Raw genomic sequence first — 17,167 nt, forward strand, 5'->3', positions numbered from 1 at the left:
ATGATTATTTTTCCTCTTCTGGTGTGAGTCTGTCTCTTAGATCTGGGTTAAGTGAACTACTATCGGACAAGTCCGATAGTAGTTCACTGAAATGTCTAGCGACAAGAAATAGATAAACTATATAGACTATGGTAATTATGAGGGCAACCGTTAAGAGAATAACATTCGTTTTAACGTGCGTTAGATGCGCAAGAGAGCGGCATTATTAGCAATAACCGCGATCGTCCTGCTTGTCCCTCCTGTTTTGACCGTTTTTGCACAAAATCCTGTAACAATAAATGGTGCTGGCGCTACATTTCCATATCCGCTAATAGATACGTGGCGTACACAGTACCAATCAGTTGAGCCCAGTGTAAATATCAATTACCAATCAATTGGTAGCGGCGGAGGAGTAAAACAATTTTTGGAAAAGACGGTCGATTTTGGGGCGTCGGATGCTCCACTCTCTTCATCTGAGCTGGAAAGAGCTCAAAATGCAGTCCACATACCTGAAACAATAGGATCCATTGTTGTGTCTTATAATTTACCTAGTGTTCCGGAGAAGGGTTTGAAGCTTACAGGGCCTGTAATTGCAGATATTTTTCTGGGCAATATACGCAAATGGAACGACCCGCAGATTCAATCTCTAAATTCAGATATTTCGTTGCCTGACAGGGAAATAATTGTGGTGCATAGGTCAGACGGCTCCGGCACCACATTTGTATGGACAGATTATCTCTCAAAAGTAAGTCGGGAGTGGCACGACAAAATCGGCACAGGCAAATCTATTCAATGGCCGAGGGGGATAGGTGCTCCCGGAAATGAAGGCGTGGCCAATGCGATCAAAGGTAATCTGTTCACAATTGGTTACATCGAGCTTTCTTATGCACTATCAACTGGTATGCCATACGCCTTTTTGCAGAATAGAGAAGGTGTCTTTGTAGAACCGTCCTTTGAAACAATACAGGCCGCAATAGAATCCTCTGCTACCAGCTTACCAAAGGGAGACGAATCATGGGAGGAGGTTTCTACTACAGATGCCCCCGGCGCCAATTCATATCCTATTGCAAGCTTTTCCTACATTCTGCTATATAAGGAATTGACAGATAACCCTAGTATAGATCATAGAAAAGCCGAGACATTGGTTAATTTTCTGTTGTGGGCTATAACAGACGGTCAACAGTATGCAGATGATCTGGGATATGTACCCCTACCAGAGTCTGTAGTAAAGCTCAACCAAGAAACTATTTCTTCCCTCACTTTTAATGGGCAGCCAATAGTAGTAGCAGCCGGTGGACAAGCAGGAGCAGGTCAGATTGATCAGCGTCTGGAACTTGCTGCTCTTGCCGGTGTTACTACTGCTGTAGTAACTTCTGCTGTATATATCACATATCGAAGAAGAAAAAGTCGCTTTGGATCGATAACAAGTAGAAAAGATATTTCATCTTTTCTTGTAAAGGGATCACCGCGCGGCGATCGGGTCTTTCGCTTTATTGCCGTAGCTACAGCAGGATATACGCTCTTCTTGATTGTGCTTGTTGCGATCGCCACGTTTGCAGGGTCATCCGAAGCATTCGTCAGAGAAGGTTTTAACTTCATAGTAGGCACTGATTGGAATGCTGTCGAGGGAAGAGAATCATATGGCGCATTACCCTATATCATAGGCACGCTTGCTAGCTCTGCAATCGCCATGGCAATTGGTGTTCCGATAAGCCTTGGGATAGCAATGTTTATCTCTGATATGGCCCCTCGCAAATTAACCGCGCCACTTTCTTTTGTAATAGAACTGCTGGCTGCTGTGCCAAGCATCATCTACGGGTTATGGGCGTTATTCGTTTTTAGGTTCTGGGTCAGAGATTTGATTGAGTTGCCATTATACAACGCATTCGGTGGATCAATCCCCTTATTCGCAAGGACGCCATTTGGTCTTGATATTTTTACAGCAGGAATTGTTCTTGCGGTAATGATCATCCCTACAGTCTCTTCAATATCCAGAGAAGTAATGAGAGCGGTGCCAAATAGCCAGCGGGAGGCCGCATATAGCCTTGGCGCAACAAGGTGGGAGACTCTAAGGATGGCAGTATTTCCATACGCCAGATCTGGACTCTTTGGCGCTTCGATACTTGGGCTTGGGAGAGCTGTGGGCGAGACCATGCTAGTAACAATGGTTATTGGAAACGCAATTGGATTGGCCGCCATTCCTAATACGCTATTCTCTCCAAGTCAGACGCTGGCTAGCCTTATTGCAAATGAGTTTAATGAAGCTGTTACATCTTTCCATACTTCAGCTCTAATAGGTCTTGGAGCAGTACTATTCCTGCTTACGATTGTGATAAACATAGGAGCACGGCTAATGGTCAGTCGCATTCAGAAGATTGAAAGGGTGCATGAATAATAATGGAGAAGACAAACAAAAAGGAACTTCGGGAATTGATGGTTCGCCAGTCGCTCAAGCGAAAGATTACAGACAAGGTCGTATCTGCTCTTGCAATTGCTTGCGTCGTTGCCGCCATCATTCCGCTCGGAAGCATCTTGATAGAAGTCGTGAAAAACGGAGTTTCCTCTCTCAATGTGGAATTTCTCACACAAACTCCGGGCTCCCTTGGCTCTGGAGAAGGAGGAATCGGACCGGCGATACAAGGTACACTAATCGTCGTCGGTCTCGCCTCGCTTATTGGCGGCCCGATAGGTGTTCTTGCAGGGATATATCTTTCTGAATACGCCGGCACCAGCAGGTTTGCTTACTCTGTAAGGTTCTTGAATGATGTGCTTACAGGATTGCCATCGATAGTAATTGGAATTGTGGGCTATGTGGCCATAGTCTTGACAATAGGATCGTTCTCGGTTTGGGCAGGCGCTTTTGCATTATCAATTATAATGATACCGATAGTCGTTCGTGTAACTGAAGAGACTTTGAAGATAGTGCCAAACTCTATCAGGGAAGCTGGTCACTCCCTTGGAATACCCAAGTGGAAAGTTACAATGTTCATAGTATTGAGCTCGGCTAAAAGTGGAGTATTGACTGGTGTTGTGCTTGCCATTTCTAGGATAGCAGGAGAGACCGCGCCGCTGATAATGACAATCTTGGGAACAAGCTTGTTTTTTACAGGATTTACTTCTCCTGTAGACGCTCTGCCTCTACGCATATGGAGGCTTGCGTCTCAACCATATGAATCAGCCCACTCATTTGGATGGGGCGCTGCGCTGATTCTGATATTGATTGTACTTGGTTTGAGTATAAGCCTAAGGCTGCTTGCTCAAAAGAGAGGCTTCCGGGCTCATTCAACAACAGTGACATAGCAGCACACAGTGAACTATATAGTCAATATAGGCAATACATAACTAGCCCCTATATTGAAAATAAGGTTAGTGTCTGAGGAAGAAACACTAGCGGAAAGAGAACCTCTTCAAACTGAGAATTTGATCACGCCCAAAGTTTCTATCAAGAACCTAAATGCTTGGTTTGGCACAAAACAGGCTCTCAAAAATATCAATATGGATATTCGGGAAAATACTGCCACTGCGATAATCGGACCGTCTGGCTGTGGCAAGACCACTCTCATCCGTTGCCTGAATAGAATGCACGAGATGACTCCTGGAGCAGCCGCCAAGGGGCATGTTATTCTAGACGATACTGACGTTTATGACAAGTCGGTCGATCCTGTAGTGATAAAACGCCGAATTGGAATGGTATTTCAGCGGCCCAATCCATTCCCAACAATGAGCATTTATGATAATGTCGCTGCAGGGCTTCGCCTAAATGGCATCAGAGACAGGAGATTGCTCGACAACATTGTACAGGAAAGCTTGGAGCATGCAGCCTTGTGGGAAGAGGTAAAGAATGACTTGTCAAAGCCCGGCTCTAGTCTATCCGGCGGGCAGCAACAGCGTTTGTGCATTGCACGGGCTCTTGCGATGCAGCCAGAAGTTCTTCTTATGGATGAGCCTACCTCTGCGCTAGACCCAATCGCATCTTCAAAGATCGAGGAATTGATACATGGTCTGAAGAAGGATTTGACAATCGTCATGGTGACTCACAACATGCAGCAGGCAGCGAGGGTGGCAGACTTTACTGCATTTATGTATTTGGGAGAGTTGATAGAGTATGGAAGAACTAAGCAGATATTTGAGAACCCGCAAAAGGAACTTACTGAACGCTACATTTCTGGCAAGTTCGGCTAAAGTTTACACAAAGAGGTAGGCGAGAAAGCCCACGTTCTTTAGACGTGGGATGAATCGCCATCTGCTGTATTTATTAGGAACCTCTGAAAAAGATAACACAAAGGAGTCGAGGACTCACCAATTGCCAAGACTGACCATAAAAGCAAAGGTGACAGACGACAGCAAGACAAAGCTAGAGCTACTTAACAGGGAATACGGTGCATTTCAGGCATACGTGCAGGGGAACACAACAGTTCAACTCTATTCTGCAACAAAGCAGCAGGCAGACAGGCTGAGAAACAGGATACTACGAAAACAGAAGGGCAAGATAAACCCAAAGAAGCAGTATCCGCTCATTCTGAGAAGAGATTTGATTGATGTTCAGAAAGACACCAAATTCCCATGTGTATACTGGATGAAGGTACCTGTCTATCCAAAGAGCATCCATCTTAGAATACAGACTGATTGTAGGTACGACCTGATTGAATACAATCTGAGAGAAGCAAAGGTCATACAGCAAGCGGGTAGCTGGTACATATTCCTGTGCATAGAAAAGGAAGCTGAACAACCATCAAGACCACCGCCGACCAATGTTCTTGCAATCGACCTCGGAGTACACAACATTGCTGTCACTGTAAACACGGCAAACACAAGACCTAACTTTTATGGACAAAAGTTGAGAGCAATCAGAGGCAAGTACTTTAATCTTAGAAGAAAACTAGGTCAGAAGAAAAAGGCGTTCTACAAGATAAAAGCACTGAAGAATAGAGAGTTTTTGCAGGTCAACCATGAACTGCACAAGATAAGCAAGGAGATAGTAGAAGAAGCTAGGAGGACAAATGCTATCATCGTTGTAGGTAAGTTGAAAGGAATAAGAAAGAGAATCAAAGAAGGCGGCAGCAGTAGGCGAATCAGACGCCTTGTAAACAACTTTCCGTACTACAGGCTGGTGCAGTACATCAAGTACAAGGCGGCGTGGCTTGGCATAAGAGTGATGGAGATAAGCGAGGCTTGGACATCACAGACATGCCATCACTGCCATGAAAAAGGGGAAAGAAAGACTCAGGGATTCTTCAGATGCAAGCACTGCGGGCTGGAGACAAACGCCGACTATAACGGCAGCATGAACATCATGCAACGAGCTCTTGGAATACTTTCAAGAGCAGGGGGCATCTTGACTATCCCCATTGAACCTCTGGTGATTGCAGACAGGAGCAAGGTGATCACAGGGGAATCCCACATGCTTCAGCGGTGGGAGTAGTCAAACAAAGAGAAATATTCAAGCATGTAGGATGGAAACTAGTATTTGACAAGGCTACTTGACCTAGGAATTGACCGAATAAGGAATCTGATAATGGACATGTCAGAAATCTCTGAGCGGTCAGTTATCACTGCTATAGAGTCGTATGAGAAGGGGAGCAGTGTAAAGAAGACGATATTTAACTGGTCCGAGCAATTGCGAGTCCTGCAAGATGAAGTTTCTGACCTAGCTATAGAGCTTATAGCAAGATACCAGCCTGTCGCAACCGACCTTCGATTCATACGGTCATGCATGGAGATTGCATATGGCTTCTCTAGATTTGGTAGGTATGCCTATGATATTGTAGATGTTCTTGAGACTATGGGATCCGTGGGTGAATGTGACAAGAGTGCCGTTCTGGAAATGTCATCAACAGCAAGGGAAATGATAAGGATGAGTGTGCTGGCGCTTCGCTCTAAAGATAAAGATGCTGCCCAGCAGCTTTACAAAATGGATGACACGGTTGATGCGCTTTATCGGAAGTATCTACGAGAGGCGCTTACCCCACCACACTCTACCGCTAATAAGGATAAGAGATTTGTAGATCCCCGCTGCTACATCTCAGCATTGCTTATTCTAAGATACCTTGAGCGCATTGCGGATCATGCGTGCTATATTGCTGACTCGGTTCATTACATAGTTACTGGTGAATCAAGCCCAAGGCGTTAGCACATATGGTCAAGATTAAAAACCATCATCCTACAACCTGAAATGGTTGGGTAAAATCAGGCTCAATTTTTTAATGTAAAAATTCTCTACTTAAATTTTGATATAGCTCATCACCGCATATCCATGGAAAATCAGGAACTCCTGCCACTACTACTCCCTTGATATTATTGCCATCAATGATTGTTTGTAGTTGGTACACACACAGACGTGTATTATTACCCACAAAATCTCTCATTTTTCTCTTGAGCTCATCATCTGCCATATTATTTACGTTGTAGATCGTTTACGAGCAGCAGCCCTTACATTTGCCAATTCCAATCCTGTCTGTGTTACCTGCATGCACAGAGGACACAACCGACAGAGAATAATATTTCGCGATAGCATCTGCGCTCGTTTCATTGTATTATTGTTGATAATTTTTGGGCATATACGCAAAAGAGTCAGAGGCTCTGTTGACTTATTGTCAGCTATGCTTCTATCTCTCCCTCCAGTGTATTATTGAGCAGACGAAAAGTTAACAGCATAGTTTTAAGGCAGTCCAAGAATTCTCCAAGCAACCCTTAAAACAAAATTCTCCTACTATTATAGCAGAGAGAGCAGTAGAGAGATATAAAATGCGGAAAAAATCCACAGCCGGCGACTCGCCACCATCATCATTTGAGCGAACAACAATCTTCTTTACTGACGAGCAGGATATGGCCTTTCTCAAAGACGATGCAATATTTTCTGATACATTCAATTCAAGAAGAAAGGCGGTAGACGAGCTAGCAAAGCGCTACAAACAAAGAGCCATTCCAGTCATCAGAGAAATCATTGATGCTTGCAGCACGCTCAAAGGGCAGGAGGACAACGATGTGTTTATCCGGTACTGTCAGATGTTTATAGAGGAGCTGCTAGAATCATCAAAAACTGCCAGTCGCCGTAATAATAATAGCAACAGCAAGTCCACTGACTGATTCAATATTAGGTAGTAAAATAAAGTCCTGTTATGCTTCAGCCATCCGCTCCTCTTTTGGTTTCTTTACTCTCTTACTACTACCTGCAAAAAGGTATTGCCGCAGATGGCCACTCACATGCTCCATCAGAGACAGCTCGTCCCGGTGTTCCCTGCCGCATATTTTACATTTCCAAGCCGCCATAGCCAGTCAGTATCTCGCTCTCTTACTCTGTCTTTGTTCTTTTTGCCATTTGTATCTTATCTTGTGCCATTGTCAGCGCTATGCATATACATTTTTCTTGCATCTACCATATGTATGTGACTGCCAAAATGTGAGTGAGAGACCACATCATCTTTTATTCTGGTATTGTCTTGTGAGAGGCAGAATCTTTTTTGTTATCCGAGACCAAGGGTCGGGACAATCCTTGTATATAGAGACTATCAGCACCGACCCTTCTTCTATTCCTTTACTTTTATTTTCATCAATCATTATTGTTGTCCTGAATACTTGTTCATATTCTGCGATAGAAAAGATTGTCATGCCCAGCTTGTTCTCCATAGTTCTCCTCATGTTCATGCAGATTAAAGATTGCATTGCAGCTAACTAGGACTCTTCTTGCGTTAGGAGCGGATTTGTCAATCCCTTGCGGTATTCTGCTGCCAACAAACTGCCATCAGCAGTTACCAATATGCCTGCAAATATAATACTCTCATCCAGCTCTAGTATTCGCAAGCAAAGTTGCGTACGTTCAATTTGTAACGTTGAAAATCTGTTTGCAAGCTAGTAGAAAAAACTTTATGTATATTTTAATAGCAGCGCTAAATTCTTCTAGAAAATTAGTGTAGAGCCAATAGAATTAATAAATATGACATATTGTGCACAGCTTTGAGTCGTTGGGAGACCATTCCATCTGTATCTTCGATAATAGAGCAAAAAATCATTTCGGTGCCATTTGTCGCAAAATCAATGACTCTATATCGGCTGGCCACGCAGTAATCTACATTGCTAAAGGTGAGCCTCTAAAGATATTGGCGAGGATGAAACGACATGGGATAATAGAAGGGGTGGAAGACAATATCCAAATTGGAGCGCTTAATCTTATGAACATTGCTACCATTTTTCCAGAAGCCACAGAGACAATGAGTGGAGAAGCAACAGATGCCGAAGTTGCTGCCGCTCACCTGCTGCAAAAATGGAAGAATGTAATCTATAAGACAAAACAACAAGGTGATAATAGAAGAAGAAAAAAGTACAAGGGTATCTTGATAGTCGCCGACGACATCTCTATTTTTGCCACTACAAAGAATTTTGGAATATTGTTGTTGTTTGAACAGAAAATAAGACAAAATGCAAGAGAGAAAAACTGGCTAGAGGTAATCTGCTGCTATAACAAAAAGATAATCAGTACCTGGCAATTAGCCACCATCAATTATAACTGACCTGCTGTTTTTGATCTGTACCGAGTACACCGCGCCGTATTTCTGCTCCAGTCCCAGCCGCAGAAAAAGCAGCATATGAAAGTACGTAAATTCTGCATCGTATCTTCTCCCGTACCTTCCGCGCGTCGCCTTGCTGAGGTACTGCCACTTGATGTACACCCACTCATTCTGTATAACAAGCGATGCCAGAACATAGAGGAAGCGCAGTGCTGGACTCCTGGATGACGTCCTGGCCCTGCTCTTTCCCATCGCCCTGTATGACGATTCTATGCCAAATCTCCTCCGGTACTCGTCAAACATCCGCCCTACCGGGATATTGACAAGGCCTGCGGCATAGTACATGTACTGGACGCCGCGTTTCTTCCTGTACCTTTTCTTCCGGTATTTGGCAACGGCATACAGCCTGAATGTGCATTTCTCGCCGGTGGCAGAATCTGTCATTTCGCAGTCCGGTACGACGAAACTATCCCTTCTTTTCCGGGTCAGTCTGGATAACGTGCCGCCTTTCCTGCCTCTTGGAAAAGCGGCTATGATGTACGGGATACGCATGGAATTGAGGTAGCTCATTACAGCTGCTGTAAAGAACCCCTTGTCAAGGAACAGGCATTTTATCACGATGCTCGCCTTCTGTACCTCTGCAAGCAGGTACCTGACTACTCCAACCAGTGCTTCCCCCTCCCGGATGTACCTGGTGGCCAAGGTGAACCTCCTTCCATGGAGCATCACGTAGGCGCTGGCGTACGTGAAAAAGTGGGTCGTGCCGCTCCTGGCCCTGCCGCGTCTGACATCCCCCTCATTCTCAGGCTCGCCGTGGTAGGGAACGTCTGTCATGTCGATGGCTATGTCGACAGCTCGATTGTGCAGGGTCTCCGCCACCCTTTTCTGCAGCAGCCTGTTGGCGGCCGACTGAATCCACGAAATGTCAATCTTGGACACGTGGTACTGGACATCCCTCCTGGACGGGGTGCTGGCCAGAGTACAGCAGGCTTGTGTTATGGATGTCCCACCGGTACAGGCATAGACCACAGAATTTGCTATATCGACTACTGAATACCGCCTTTTTCTGAAATCGGCTGGCCTGAAGACTGGCAGCAGTACGTTTACTGCATTACCAAGTACTCTCTCATGTGTCAAAAAATGTTTGTCGGTAGGTTCTTGGGTAAATGTACCGCACTGGATTGGCAGGGTTCTCACAAACCATGCGTCTCTGGTGGCAGCTTTAGCTGTTGCCAGGGACGCCCTTCAACAATCGACTAAAAAGCTGCTCACAAACTCGTTATTGCCAAGTACTGATAATAGATGAAATGCCAATACGTCATCTTGTTCCTCTGCTCAAGAGCCATAGCCACAACCTGCTTGGTAGAGATTGGATAGAGAGAAGAATTGATGATTATCGAATATTGTCTATCATGGAGAAAGGGATAGATGATATTGTTGGAAAAAACTCTGGCAGACTTTTCTTCCACACACTCAGACTGGTTTATGGAATTGATGAGGACAAAATTATCCAGCAACCAGAATTGCTAGAAGAAAAACTGCAAAAGCTATTTGGCAAATCAGGCAATGCAGTCTTGCAATCTGTTGGTAATCGACTTAGAAATGAAATCTATGAGGGGTGCTAAAGAGAGAACTATGTCTCTAGTGTTCTCGTCTTTTTGTATAGGCACAATGAGGGCACACATACCAAAATCATAGCCTCTTATCATTTCAAGTTCGACACACTTGCCGCAGATGCCGCATTTACCAATGGTCTTGACCCTGTGGGCTTGGCTCACGTCACATCACCTCTTCTCTATATCGCTCAGACGACGATCAAGTTCGCTTTATGACGAATTTTGGTCTGTCTAAACTTGCCGATTGAGAACCTGTTTAACTCCCACCAAGTCCGCACTTGAATTGCTGCGGCGCAACCTTGTGCGACCTACTGTCGAATTCTTGGCCAAATGTAAGGCAATGGCTGTGGCTGATCGATTATGGCCAATAAATCCTCAAAAGCAGCGTTTGGATAAAGCGATAAATGCAACTTTGCGGGCAATAATCATAATAACTATAAGTTGAGCTCTGCCAACGGGTCAAAGCTGTGTCTGCAAATGATGAATGATGGTAGAAGAAAGTTTTGTCAGAATACTTACGGTAGTAGCATTATTTTCTGTAGGCACAGTATCAGCAATTACAACCGCCACAAAAGAATCCAGAATAGCAGCAGCGCCTGCAACAGTACACAGATATGGCACACTAGCAGAGACAAAATGGCATGAAGTTATGATAGACGATTATTACAGAATTGAAAGCGCTCTTTTACATGTCAAAGAAAATGGTTTTGCTTTCTCTTAGTTGTTGATGAAGAAAAAACAACACTACACAGGATATATTGCAAATAGCAAAGATGCACAGCCATGCACAACATATTATGATTACTACTATATCTTTGGAAAGTAAAAAGCTCGCATTTCTGAAGAGGTCAACAGAGAAACGAAGGCTATGAGCGAGAGAGCTGGATCAACGCAGAGACTGGCGAAGTTTTTGCTTTCTGAAATAAGTGGCAGCGTGTGATATAATACTGAATGATATATAATATAGGCAGCGGTCAAAAAGGCTCAGAAGAAGAGGGCACATCTGGGAAAGCTTTAATGAAATAATGAGAATGTATAACTCATGGTTCTCCTCGATGCCCTACATTTGAAAACCATATTCTCCAATGTAGGCAGGATGATTAGGGGAGCAACAGATGAGAATACGTCAAGAGCAATTGATGTACTTTCAAGCACTCCGGATTACTACAAGAAAATTGCCCTTTCTGATATCGAAATTGTACTGAAAGCTAAATCTATAATCTCCGAAGACTTGGATAGTATAGCACAGAAAATAAACCTAGCATTCAAGACTTCAGATGTCAAGCTTCTAAATGAAGTCATGAATAAACATGGAAAAACTATCGCCATTGTACTAGCTTTATCTACGGCAAGATGGGAAAATCAAAAACTGCTCTGGCAGCATATAAATCAAAATAACAGCGAGCAGATGCCCGTAGACATACTAGACAAAGAAATAGCAAGAATTGACGAGCTTGCCATGAATTTGGAATTGACACTGCCATCACTCAAAGGGAATATTTTCCAAACAGAAAAGAAACACAAAGAAGAGGACTATCACTATACTTTGAGAGGTGGATACAACGTCCCTATCGACAAGATGTACAACCTTGTAGTGTACAACATCAAGAGAACCGGTTTTCTGAAGATAGTTGAAGCAAACGAGGGTGCCAGAGTAATACGATTTACAAGCGACAAAATAGAAGACCCAAGGGGAATTATTGAGTTTACGATAACTCTAGTGGATAAAATTGATGGTGGCTCTTATTTCAGGCTGCACATCGAAGACGAGTAGATTCTGGCTGCAGTGCGTGCAGACGGCCTTCAGACGCGCATGGCAAAGAACTCAAATATGAAAACACCACAGGAGGGCTGTTGCTAAGGGAGCCGCCAGGGGCAAAAGATAGGGCAAACATCGAAACTGCATTGAAAACCTATAGTGGAATGATATCCTCCACACCGCAGATGCGGCAGGGGCTGTCTGGAATAATGATGCCAGGCGGAAAGGAAATGGCAGAAATGGTCGAGTTTGCTGAAAAGTACAAGGCCATTTACACACCGGAGAGAGCAAAGTCACCAAAGAAATTCAAGACCTTAGATATTCAGTCGATGCTCAAGAGCGAACGGCAATCATTGTGCAGGCAGAAAAGAGCTTGATTACCGTCAGCCTTGTCGCATACAAGAAATATCTGCAATGGAGCCTTGTTATGCAAAGGCAATTTCCATCGAACAGGATGATGCCGGGTCTTGTACAACATCTAGAAGATGTTCTAAAGATAGTTGATGAAACTGCGTACAATTACAATCTTGATTTATCGACTCTTCTATGAGCAAATGCTCAAAAGTGATGATACCTAACTATACTATGATGAGTGAGTAGTAGCAGTGATTGATTGCCATCAATGATGCAATTACTGACATAGACACTAAGATTGCATATCACCAAAAGAGATGGAACACGTTACAATACAAGCACAGGCGATTTTACAAAGGAAGATTGAACACCACAGGAGATGGAGGAACTTTATGTGAAGATGAAAGAAGAGAAGCAGCGGAATAGTAGTAGCTCTGCACAAGCTGCTGCCAAAAAAGACAGAAGGGATTTAGAGCTAGCCAGGAAGAATAACAAGCAGTAGAGAATCTTTATCTCGTCTACACAATCTGGGTGCTTCTAGAACAACTTTTCATTCATCATTTTTATAGGCAAAACAAAGCTAAATGTCGCCCCTTTTCCTCCTTCATTATTCTTTGCACTTATCCTACCGCCATGGGCTTCAACAATGTTTTTGCATATATACAAACCCAAACCTGTGCCTTTTTCAGATTTGGAAGTAAATTTGGTGAACAACTTTGGCAGAATCTCCGGGTCGATGCCACTGCCACTATCTTTGACAGATACAGTCAGCAGCTGGCTACTATCATCATTCCTATCTGCAGTTATTGAAATAGTGCCCTTCTCTGTAAATTTGATAGCATTGTCTAGCAGATTCCAGATTACTTCTGCAATCCTGTCTTTATCTGCCCTAAGCATGATATTATTATTGGATGGTCTGTACTCTATCTTTACCTCTTTGCCTTCCGTCTGCCTTTTAGCATCCTGTACGAGAGGCAGTATCGCATCATTCAAGTTAAACTCACGTATGTTCAGGCGCAGCTGGCCAGTTTCGATCCTTGCAATTTCAAGTATGTCTGAAGATAGCCTCTCAAGCCTTCTGGCGTTGCGTATAAGCAAGGCAAGCTCATCCTTTGTAATTTCGCCTCTTTCCTTTGTCTCGTCAGAGAACTGGGATTCAAGTAAATCTGCTATCCCTAAAATAGGTTGAATTGGTGTCCTAAGTTCATGTGCTGCGATATTGATAAACTCACTTTGCGCCCTCTCCTGCATCCTCATCATCTCATACAGCTCTGCCTGCCTCCATAGGTTTTGAATAATTGCCGCATAGGAAAGCACAATTGATTTGCTGCTAGAATATGCTGTAACACCTACTGCATCAAAAGAGTTGTCGGCAGTATCATCTTTGAGTTCAAATAGCATGCAGTGCTTCCTGTCAACTACAAGGATGGTAATCTTGGTTTCTAGACTCTTGTCAGTACTTCTAAATTCGGCCTGCGGCACAGCCCTCTTTACTTGCTTTATCGTTTCTTCAACCTGTTCGTCTTCTGGAAGTAGAACTTTCACTTTTGCACCGCCCTTTAGTGCCCTCATTACAACCTGCAGCGCTCCTGTCGCCGCTTGCCTTCTGAATGCATTTGTGGTTGAAAAGAGCAGCAACACTTCTTCCTTTGCAGATGCTACAAGACTCCAAGCCTTGTCGAGCGCCTGCTCAGAATTATTGATTATATCAATATGTGCCTCTATATGACCCTGTTCCATCTGCCTTATCCTGTTTGCAGCATCAACACCGTTTCTCCAAAGCTCCTCAAAAATGAGCCTAAAATGGTTGACATAGAGCGGCTCCGTGCTGGTCAGAAGGCTCTGCGCAGGTAAGCCGGCGGGCATTTGCTCTATCGTTGCGTTGAGCATTTTGTCACTAACTGCAAAATTTACAGGAATCAGGTTCTGGACGTGTCTTATCTGGATGCCTGCGTCTGCAAATATTTTCACAATTTCAAGATCTTCTTTTTGTATAGTTGTCACCAATCTTATCCCCCTGTGCTTTCCATCTGCGTGTCTCTTCAACACCTGAAGGATATCTGCGAAGAATTCAGAGTGAAATAGCCTCATACCATTGGGCACTGTGCAAATCAATAGTTCATTTGATATTTCCATGCTCTTGATTATTCTATTGTGTATCTCGTCTGGCTGGTCTAGTACTTTAGTTTCTATTGGCAATATGCCTTCTTCAATCTCCTTTACCTTCTGCTCAGCCGGCATTGCTTTCTTCCAAAGTGTTTCAAAGAAGTATTGATTTTGCTCTACAATCTCAGGCACGTTGCTGTAAATGACTTTTGGAATTGGCTTTTCTTTTTGCATGATGGTAGTAGCCATATAGCTTGTTTCGCTCACTGCAAAGTTGCCCTTGATGCCATCCAGATGGCGAAGCTCAACCACGTTCATCAGCTGCTTGCAGTATGGCAGGTTCTCCTTCGTTATCTCTGTAAGATAGCGTAGTTTGATGCCCCTTTTTACTACTGTGTTATTGAGGATGTCTCGGTATTCCTTTATTTCAAGCGTCAAGGATGGAGCATTAGATTCAAGACAGAGACATGCAGTTTTTCTGACGTTAGAAAAGAAATTCTGTATGATGCGGACAGAGTTCTCGATGCCGTATTGCACTTCTACCTTTTCGGTCTGTCGCGGATTATTATTGTAGGTGTTCTGTTCCTCCCTTCTGAAGCCATTATCTGCATAACCCAAGAAAATTTTCAAAAAATAGCGGCTATACTCACATTTAAAATCATGCGAAAGAATGTTCTAGAACACATCATTTCAATTGTCGGCCGGCCGGAAGCACTGCATTATAAACAACGCCGCATGAAAACTCTTTTCTTCTTGTTCATAACCTGTCAACAGACCAGAACACTCGTCGGGACTGTGCATCCCAAGTCCGTCTAGCCCAACAACAATTTTATCTGATCTGTTATTCAGATGTATAATATAATACAATACTGGTTGCAGAATTATTTTTTAGCATTTGGCTACGTTAGTAGCTCCGTGCCGAGGTTTCCGTGCTTAAAGCGCTTCCAAAAGTGAACCAAAGCAAAACAATAAGGAGGTCAAGAAGATTTCTTCTGCTCAAATGGTGGTGGGCCTAATATAGGGGGCTTGATGTTGTGTCATAGTGCAGACCCGAGCCTCAAAAGGAACTGTGTAATTTATGATATACACGCATAAATACAAATACATTAGATTACATTCCCAATTGCTAAATCGGGAACTCTTTCATCTCCTTGTGACCTGTACTTACTTTGTGCTCTTCTGAATCTTCCATATAGACAAATACCGATCCGCAGCGGGCGCAAACATAGAATCTATCAATTACTTTACTCCTTCTTTTTCTGCCGTGCTCCGAAATCTGATCAGGATCAAGTTCAGGTTCATGTCTGATGCCGTAATCAATATCCTCTGATTCTAACTCTAATTCCCTAATTCTCGCTTCTGCAGGTACTGAATGATGCCAGAGTGTTTCAAACATGCACCGCAGCTGATTTAGCATCTTCTCATCGCTACTGTGGATACCCTCTGTTAGTGGCTTTGCTTGTGAAATATCAGGAGCGGCCATGAATTCCTTATCACTGAGGATAAAGTTTCCCCTGATACCATCCAAATGACGCAGCTCGTCTACCATATTCATCTGCCTTTTGCAATATGCAAGGTTATCTTTTGTAATGTCTGTAATGTATCGTAATTTCACCCCTCTTGCTCTAGCAGCTCGCTTTGGAGCCTGCAGTTGCTCCTCATCTGTTGTTAACGTAAGCACATATGAATTCAGGCATGCAAGCACTTGAAACCTTGCATTGTCAAAAAACCTAGCCAAGCTACCATACACTTGTTCTTGATCGCATAGTTGCTTTACATACTGCTGCCGTCCTGCCGTCCTCTTACGTTTCAACTTCAGATCAACCCTTGCAAAAATCACTTATAATCTTAGATCATTTTTTGCTATTGGTACCCGTTTGGTTCCGTCGCTTATATGCCATCTTCTGTCTAAATTATTTAGAATCGATCCGGGCTCCATTGCATTATCTATGAGATACTGTATACTCAACAACTTTTGGAGGAATTTCCCTATAGGCTTTTATTGGTGCTGGTGTTCTAGATGGGAATAAAAAATGTCTTAATTAGCGACAAGCGGCTCGGCGGGTTTGACTTATTCTTTTTCTATAGCCAATGGTATTTTCGCCAGCAGAGACTTGCCATGTATCATTTTTTCCCGCAGTTTGGCTTTGTATTTCAAATTGCGGGGTTTTGTTCTCAGCCTATATCCACAACACGGGCACCAAAGACCGTCCCATTTGATGAATATCTCGCATACCTGACAGCGTTTCTGTCCTGTCGAATATCTGCCCGCATTAGTTGGTTTTGGTGCTCTATGACGAACACAGATGCCTTTGCATGTCAATTCTAGATCGCCTCCTTAGAGGAACTATGCATTAGCTAAGCCGGTTTTACTAATTATTATATTAACTTTTATAAAATTTTCCTTTCAAGTTCCACCTTCGAATATTGTGGCGATAAAGCAAAAAGCTCGCAAATAGCGGCTTTGTAATAAGGGATATTGTGCATGTACGAATTATCATATGCCTGTGGAAAAAGTTTATCATAAAGCCAAAGGGGAAATAATCAAATACACGTGCGACTTTTGCAATGCAGAATACGACAACCAAAAGGACCTGTTTGAACACGCCAACTTCGTTCATAAAATGAAGCAATAGGATTTTGCATAGAGCCATCGCTAAGAAGGCAGTCGTCTTATTCACGCCAGTACCTGCATGCCTATTATTGGTGCAAAACCTGAACAAAACATTATAATTCATTCTCATGAACCTAAAATGAAGGTCCCATCATGAACCCCTGAGGCTGGGATGGTGAAATGCCGTAGCAAAAATCATCATCATTTCGATTGCACAAAGAGAAAGGGTTACAAT

At 43.4% G+C, this 17,167-nt stretch carries 15 protein-coding genes; 11 read left to right on the forward strand and 4 right to left on the reverse strand.

Annotated features, from left to right (window positions below; translation table 11 throughout):
• Positions 1–184: 184 nt before the first annotated feature.
• From pstS to NGAR_RS04495, 6 genes are all read left to right on the forward strand, one after another.
• Entirely contained in the window at positions 185–2,374 is a 2,190-nt protein-coding gene (pstS, locus tag NGAR_RS18330; RefSeq protein WP_015018464.1) for a phosphate ABC transporter substrate-binding protein PstS, read from the forward strand.
• A gap of 2 nt (positions 2,375–2,376) precedes the next feature.
• Positions 2,377–3,279 carry a phosphate ABC transporter permease PstA gene (gene pstA / locus NGAR_RS04475; RefSeq protein ID WP_015018465.1) on the forward strand — a complete coding sequence of 301 codons (903 nt, stop codon included), beginning with the start codon at positions 2,377–2,379 and terminating at the stop codon, positions 3,277–3,279.
• A 123-nt stretch (positions 3,280–3,402) separates the two neighbouring features.
• Positions 3,403–4,161, forward strand: coding sequence for a phosphate ABC transporter ATP-binding protein PstB (gene pstB / locus NGAR_RS04480; RefSeq protein ID WP_148681730.1), 759 nt, complete (start codon positions 3,403–3,405; stop codon positions 4,159–4,161).
• Between the two features lie 49 nt (positions 4,162–4,210).
• A complete protein-coding gene (locus tag NGAR_RS04485) occupies positions 4,211–5,401 on the forward strand; it encodes an RNA-guided endonuclease InsQ/TnpB family protein (RefSeq protein WP_015018467.1) in 1,191 nt (396 codons plus the stop codon).
• 45 nt (positions 5,402–5,446) lie between these two features.
• Complete coding sequence (locus NGAR_RS04490; protein ID WP_015018468.1) at positions 5,447–6,109, forward strand: phosphate signaling complex PhoU family protein; 663 nt, start codon at positions 5,447–5,449, stop codon at positions 6,107–6,109.
• Between the two features lie 614 nt (positions 6,110–6,723).
• On the forward strand, positions 6,724–7,065 hold the full coding sequence (locus tag NGAR_RS04495; protein ID WP_015018470.1) for a hypothetical protein: 342 nt from the start codon (positions 6,724–6,726) through the stop codon (positions 7,063–7,065).
• Between the two features lie 330 nt (positions 7,066–7,395).
• Here the strand turns inward: NGAR_RS04495 and NGAR_RS04500 are convergent, their stop codons facing one another.
• Positions 7,396–7,605, reverse strand: coding sequence for a hypothetical protein (locus NGAR_RS04500; RefSeq protein ID WP_015018472.1), 210 nt, complete (start codon positions 7,603–7,605; stop codon positions 7,396–7,398).
• Between the two features lie 470 nt (positions 7,606–8,075).
• Between NGAR_RS04500 and NGAR_RS04505 the strand changes: the two genes are divergently transcribed.
• Entirely contained in the window at positions 8,076–8,486 is a 411-nt protein-coding gene (locus NGAR_RS04505) for a hypothetical protein (RefSeq protein ID WP_148680982.1), read from the forward strand.
• Here the strand turns inward: NGAR_RS04505 and NGAR_RS04510 are convergent.
• Complete coding sequence (locus tag NGAR_RS04510; RefSeq protein ID WP_015017779.1) at positions 8,463–9,680, reverse strand: hypothetical protein; 1,218 nt, start codon at positions 9,678–9,680, stop codon at positions 8,463–8,465. The genes NGAR_RS04505 and NGAR_RS04510 overlap by 24 nt on opposite strands.
• A 32-nt stretch (positions 9,681–9,712) precedes the next feature.
• On the opposite strand from NGAR_RS04510, the gene NGAR_RS04515 reads away from it, so the two are divergent.
• From NGAR_RS04515 to NGAR_RS04530, 4 genes are all read left to right on the forward strand, one after another.
• Positions 9,713–10,108, forward strand: a complete 396-nt coding sequence (locus NGAR_RS04515; protein ID WP_228369293.1) for a hypothetical protein — start codon at positions 9,713–9,715, stop codon at positions 10,106–10,108.
• A gap of 475 nt (positions 10,109–10,583) precedes the next feature.
• On the forward strand, positions 10,584–10,820 hold the full coding sequence (locus NGAR_RS04520; protein ID WP_148680983.1) for a hypothetical protein: 237 nt from the start codon (positions 10,584–10,586) through the stop codon (positions 10,818–10,820).
• Between the two features lie 321 nt (positions 10,821–11,141).
• A complete protein-coding gene (locus NGAR_RS04525) occupies positions 11,142–11,873 on the forward strand; it encodes a hypothetical protein (protein ID WP_148680984.1) in 732 nt (243 codons plus the stop codon).
• Between the two features lie 80 nt (positions 11,874–11,953).
• Positions 11,954–12,235: a hypothetical protein gene (locus tag NGAR_RS04530; RefSeq protein WP_015018478.1), complete on the forward strand. Its 282-nt coding sequence runs from the start codon at positions 11,954–11,956 to the stop codon at positions 12,233–12,235.
• A 514-nt stretch (positions 12,236–12,749) separates the two neighbouring features.
• Here the strand turns inward: NGAR_RS04530 and NGAR_RS04535 are convergent.
• Complete coding sequence (locus NGAR_RS04535) at positions 12,750–14,936, reverse strand: ATP-binding protein (RefSeq protein WP_148680985.1); 2,187 nt, start codon at positions 14,934–14,936, stop codon at positions 12,750–12,752.
• A gap of 508 nt (positions 14,937–15,444) precedes the next feature.
• Positions 15,445–15,867 carry a hypothetical protein gene (locus tag NGAR_RS18335; protein ID WP_228369294.1) on the reverse strand — a complete coding sequence of 141 codons (423 nt, stop codon included), beginning with the start codon at positions 15,865–15,867 and terminating at the stop codon, positions 15,445–15,447.
• Between the last annotated feature and the right edge of the window lie 1,300 nt (positions 15,868–17,167).

The sequence above is a fragment of the Candidatus Nitrososphaera gargensis Ga9.2 genome, assembly GCF_000303155.1.
Lineage (GTDB): Archaea > Thermoproteota > Nitrososphaeria > Nitrososphaerales > Nitrososphaeraceae > Nitrososphaera > Nitrososphaera gargensis.

Bases quoted from the DNA above. Each gene is read 5' to 3' on its own strand.
- pstS (WP_015018464.1), top strand. From the start codon at position 185: ATGCGCAAGAGAGCGGCATTATTAGCAATAACCGCGATCGTCCTGCTT.
- pstA (WP_015018465.1), top strand. From the start codon at position 2,377: ATGGAGAAGACAAACAAAAAGGAACTTCGGGAATTGATGGTTCGCCAG.
- NGAR_RS04485 (WP_015018467.1), top strand. From the start codon at position 4,211: ATGAATCGCCATCTGCTGTATTTATTAGGAACCTCTGAAAAAGATAAC.
- NGAR_RS04495 (WP_015018470.1), top strand. From the start codon at position 6,724: ATGCGGAAAAAATCCACAGCCGGCGACTCGCCACCATCATCATTTGAG.
- NGAR_RS04500 (WP_015018472.1), bottom strand. From the start codon at position 7,605: ATGGAGAACAAGCTGGGCATGACAATCTTTTCTATCGCAGAATATGAA.
- NGAR_RS04520 (WP_148680983.1), top strand. From the start codon at position 10,584: ATGATGGTAGAAGAAAGTTTTGTCAGAATACTTACGGTAGTAGCATTA.
- NGAR_RS04525 (WP_148680984.1), top strand. From the start codon at position 11,142: ATGGTTCTCCTCGATGCCCTACATTTGAAAACCATATTCTCCAATGTA.
- NGAR_RS18335 (WP_228369294.1), bottom strand. From the start codon at position 15,867: ATGGTAGACGAGCTGCGTCATTTGGATGGTATCAGGGGAAACTTTATC.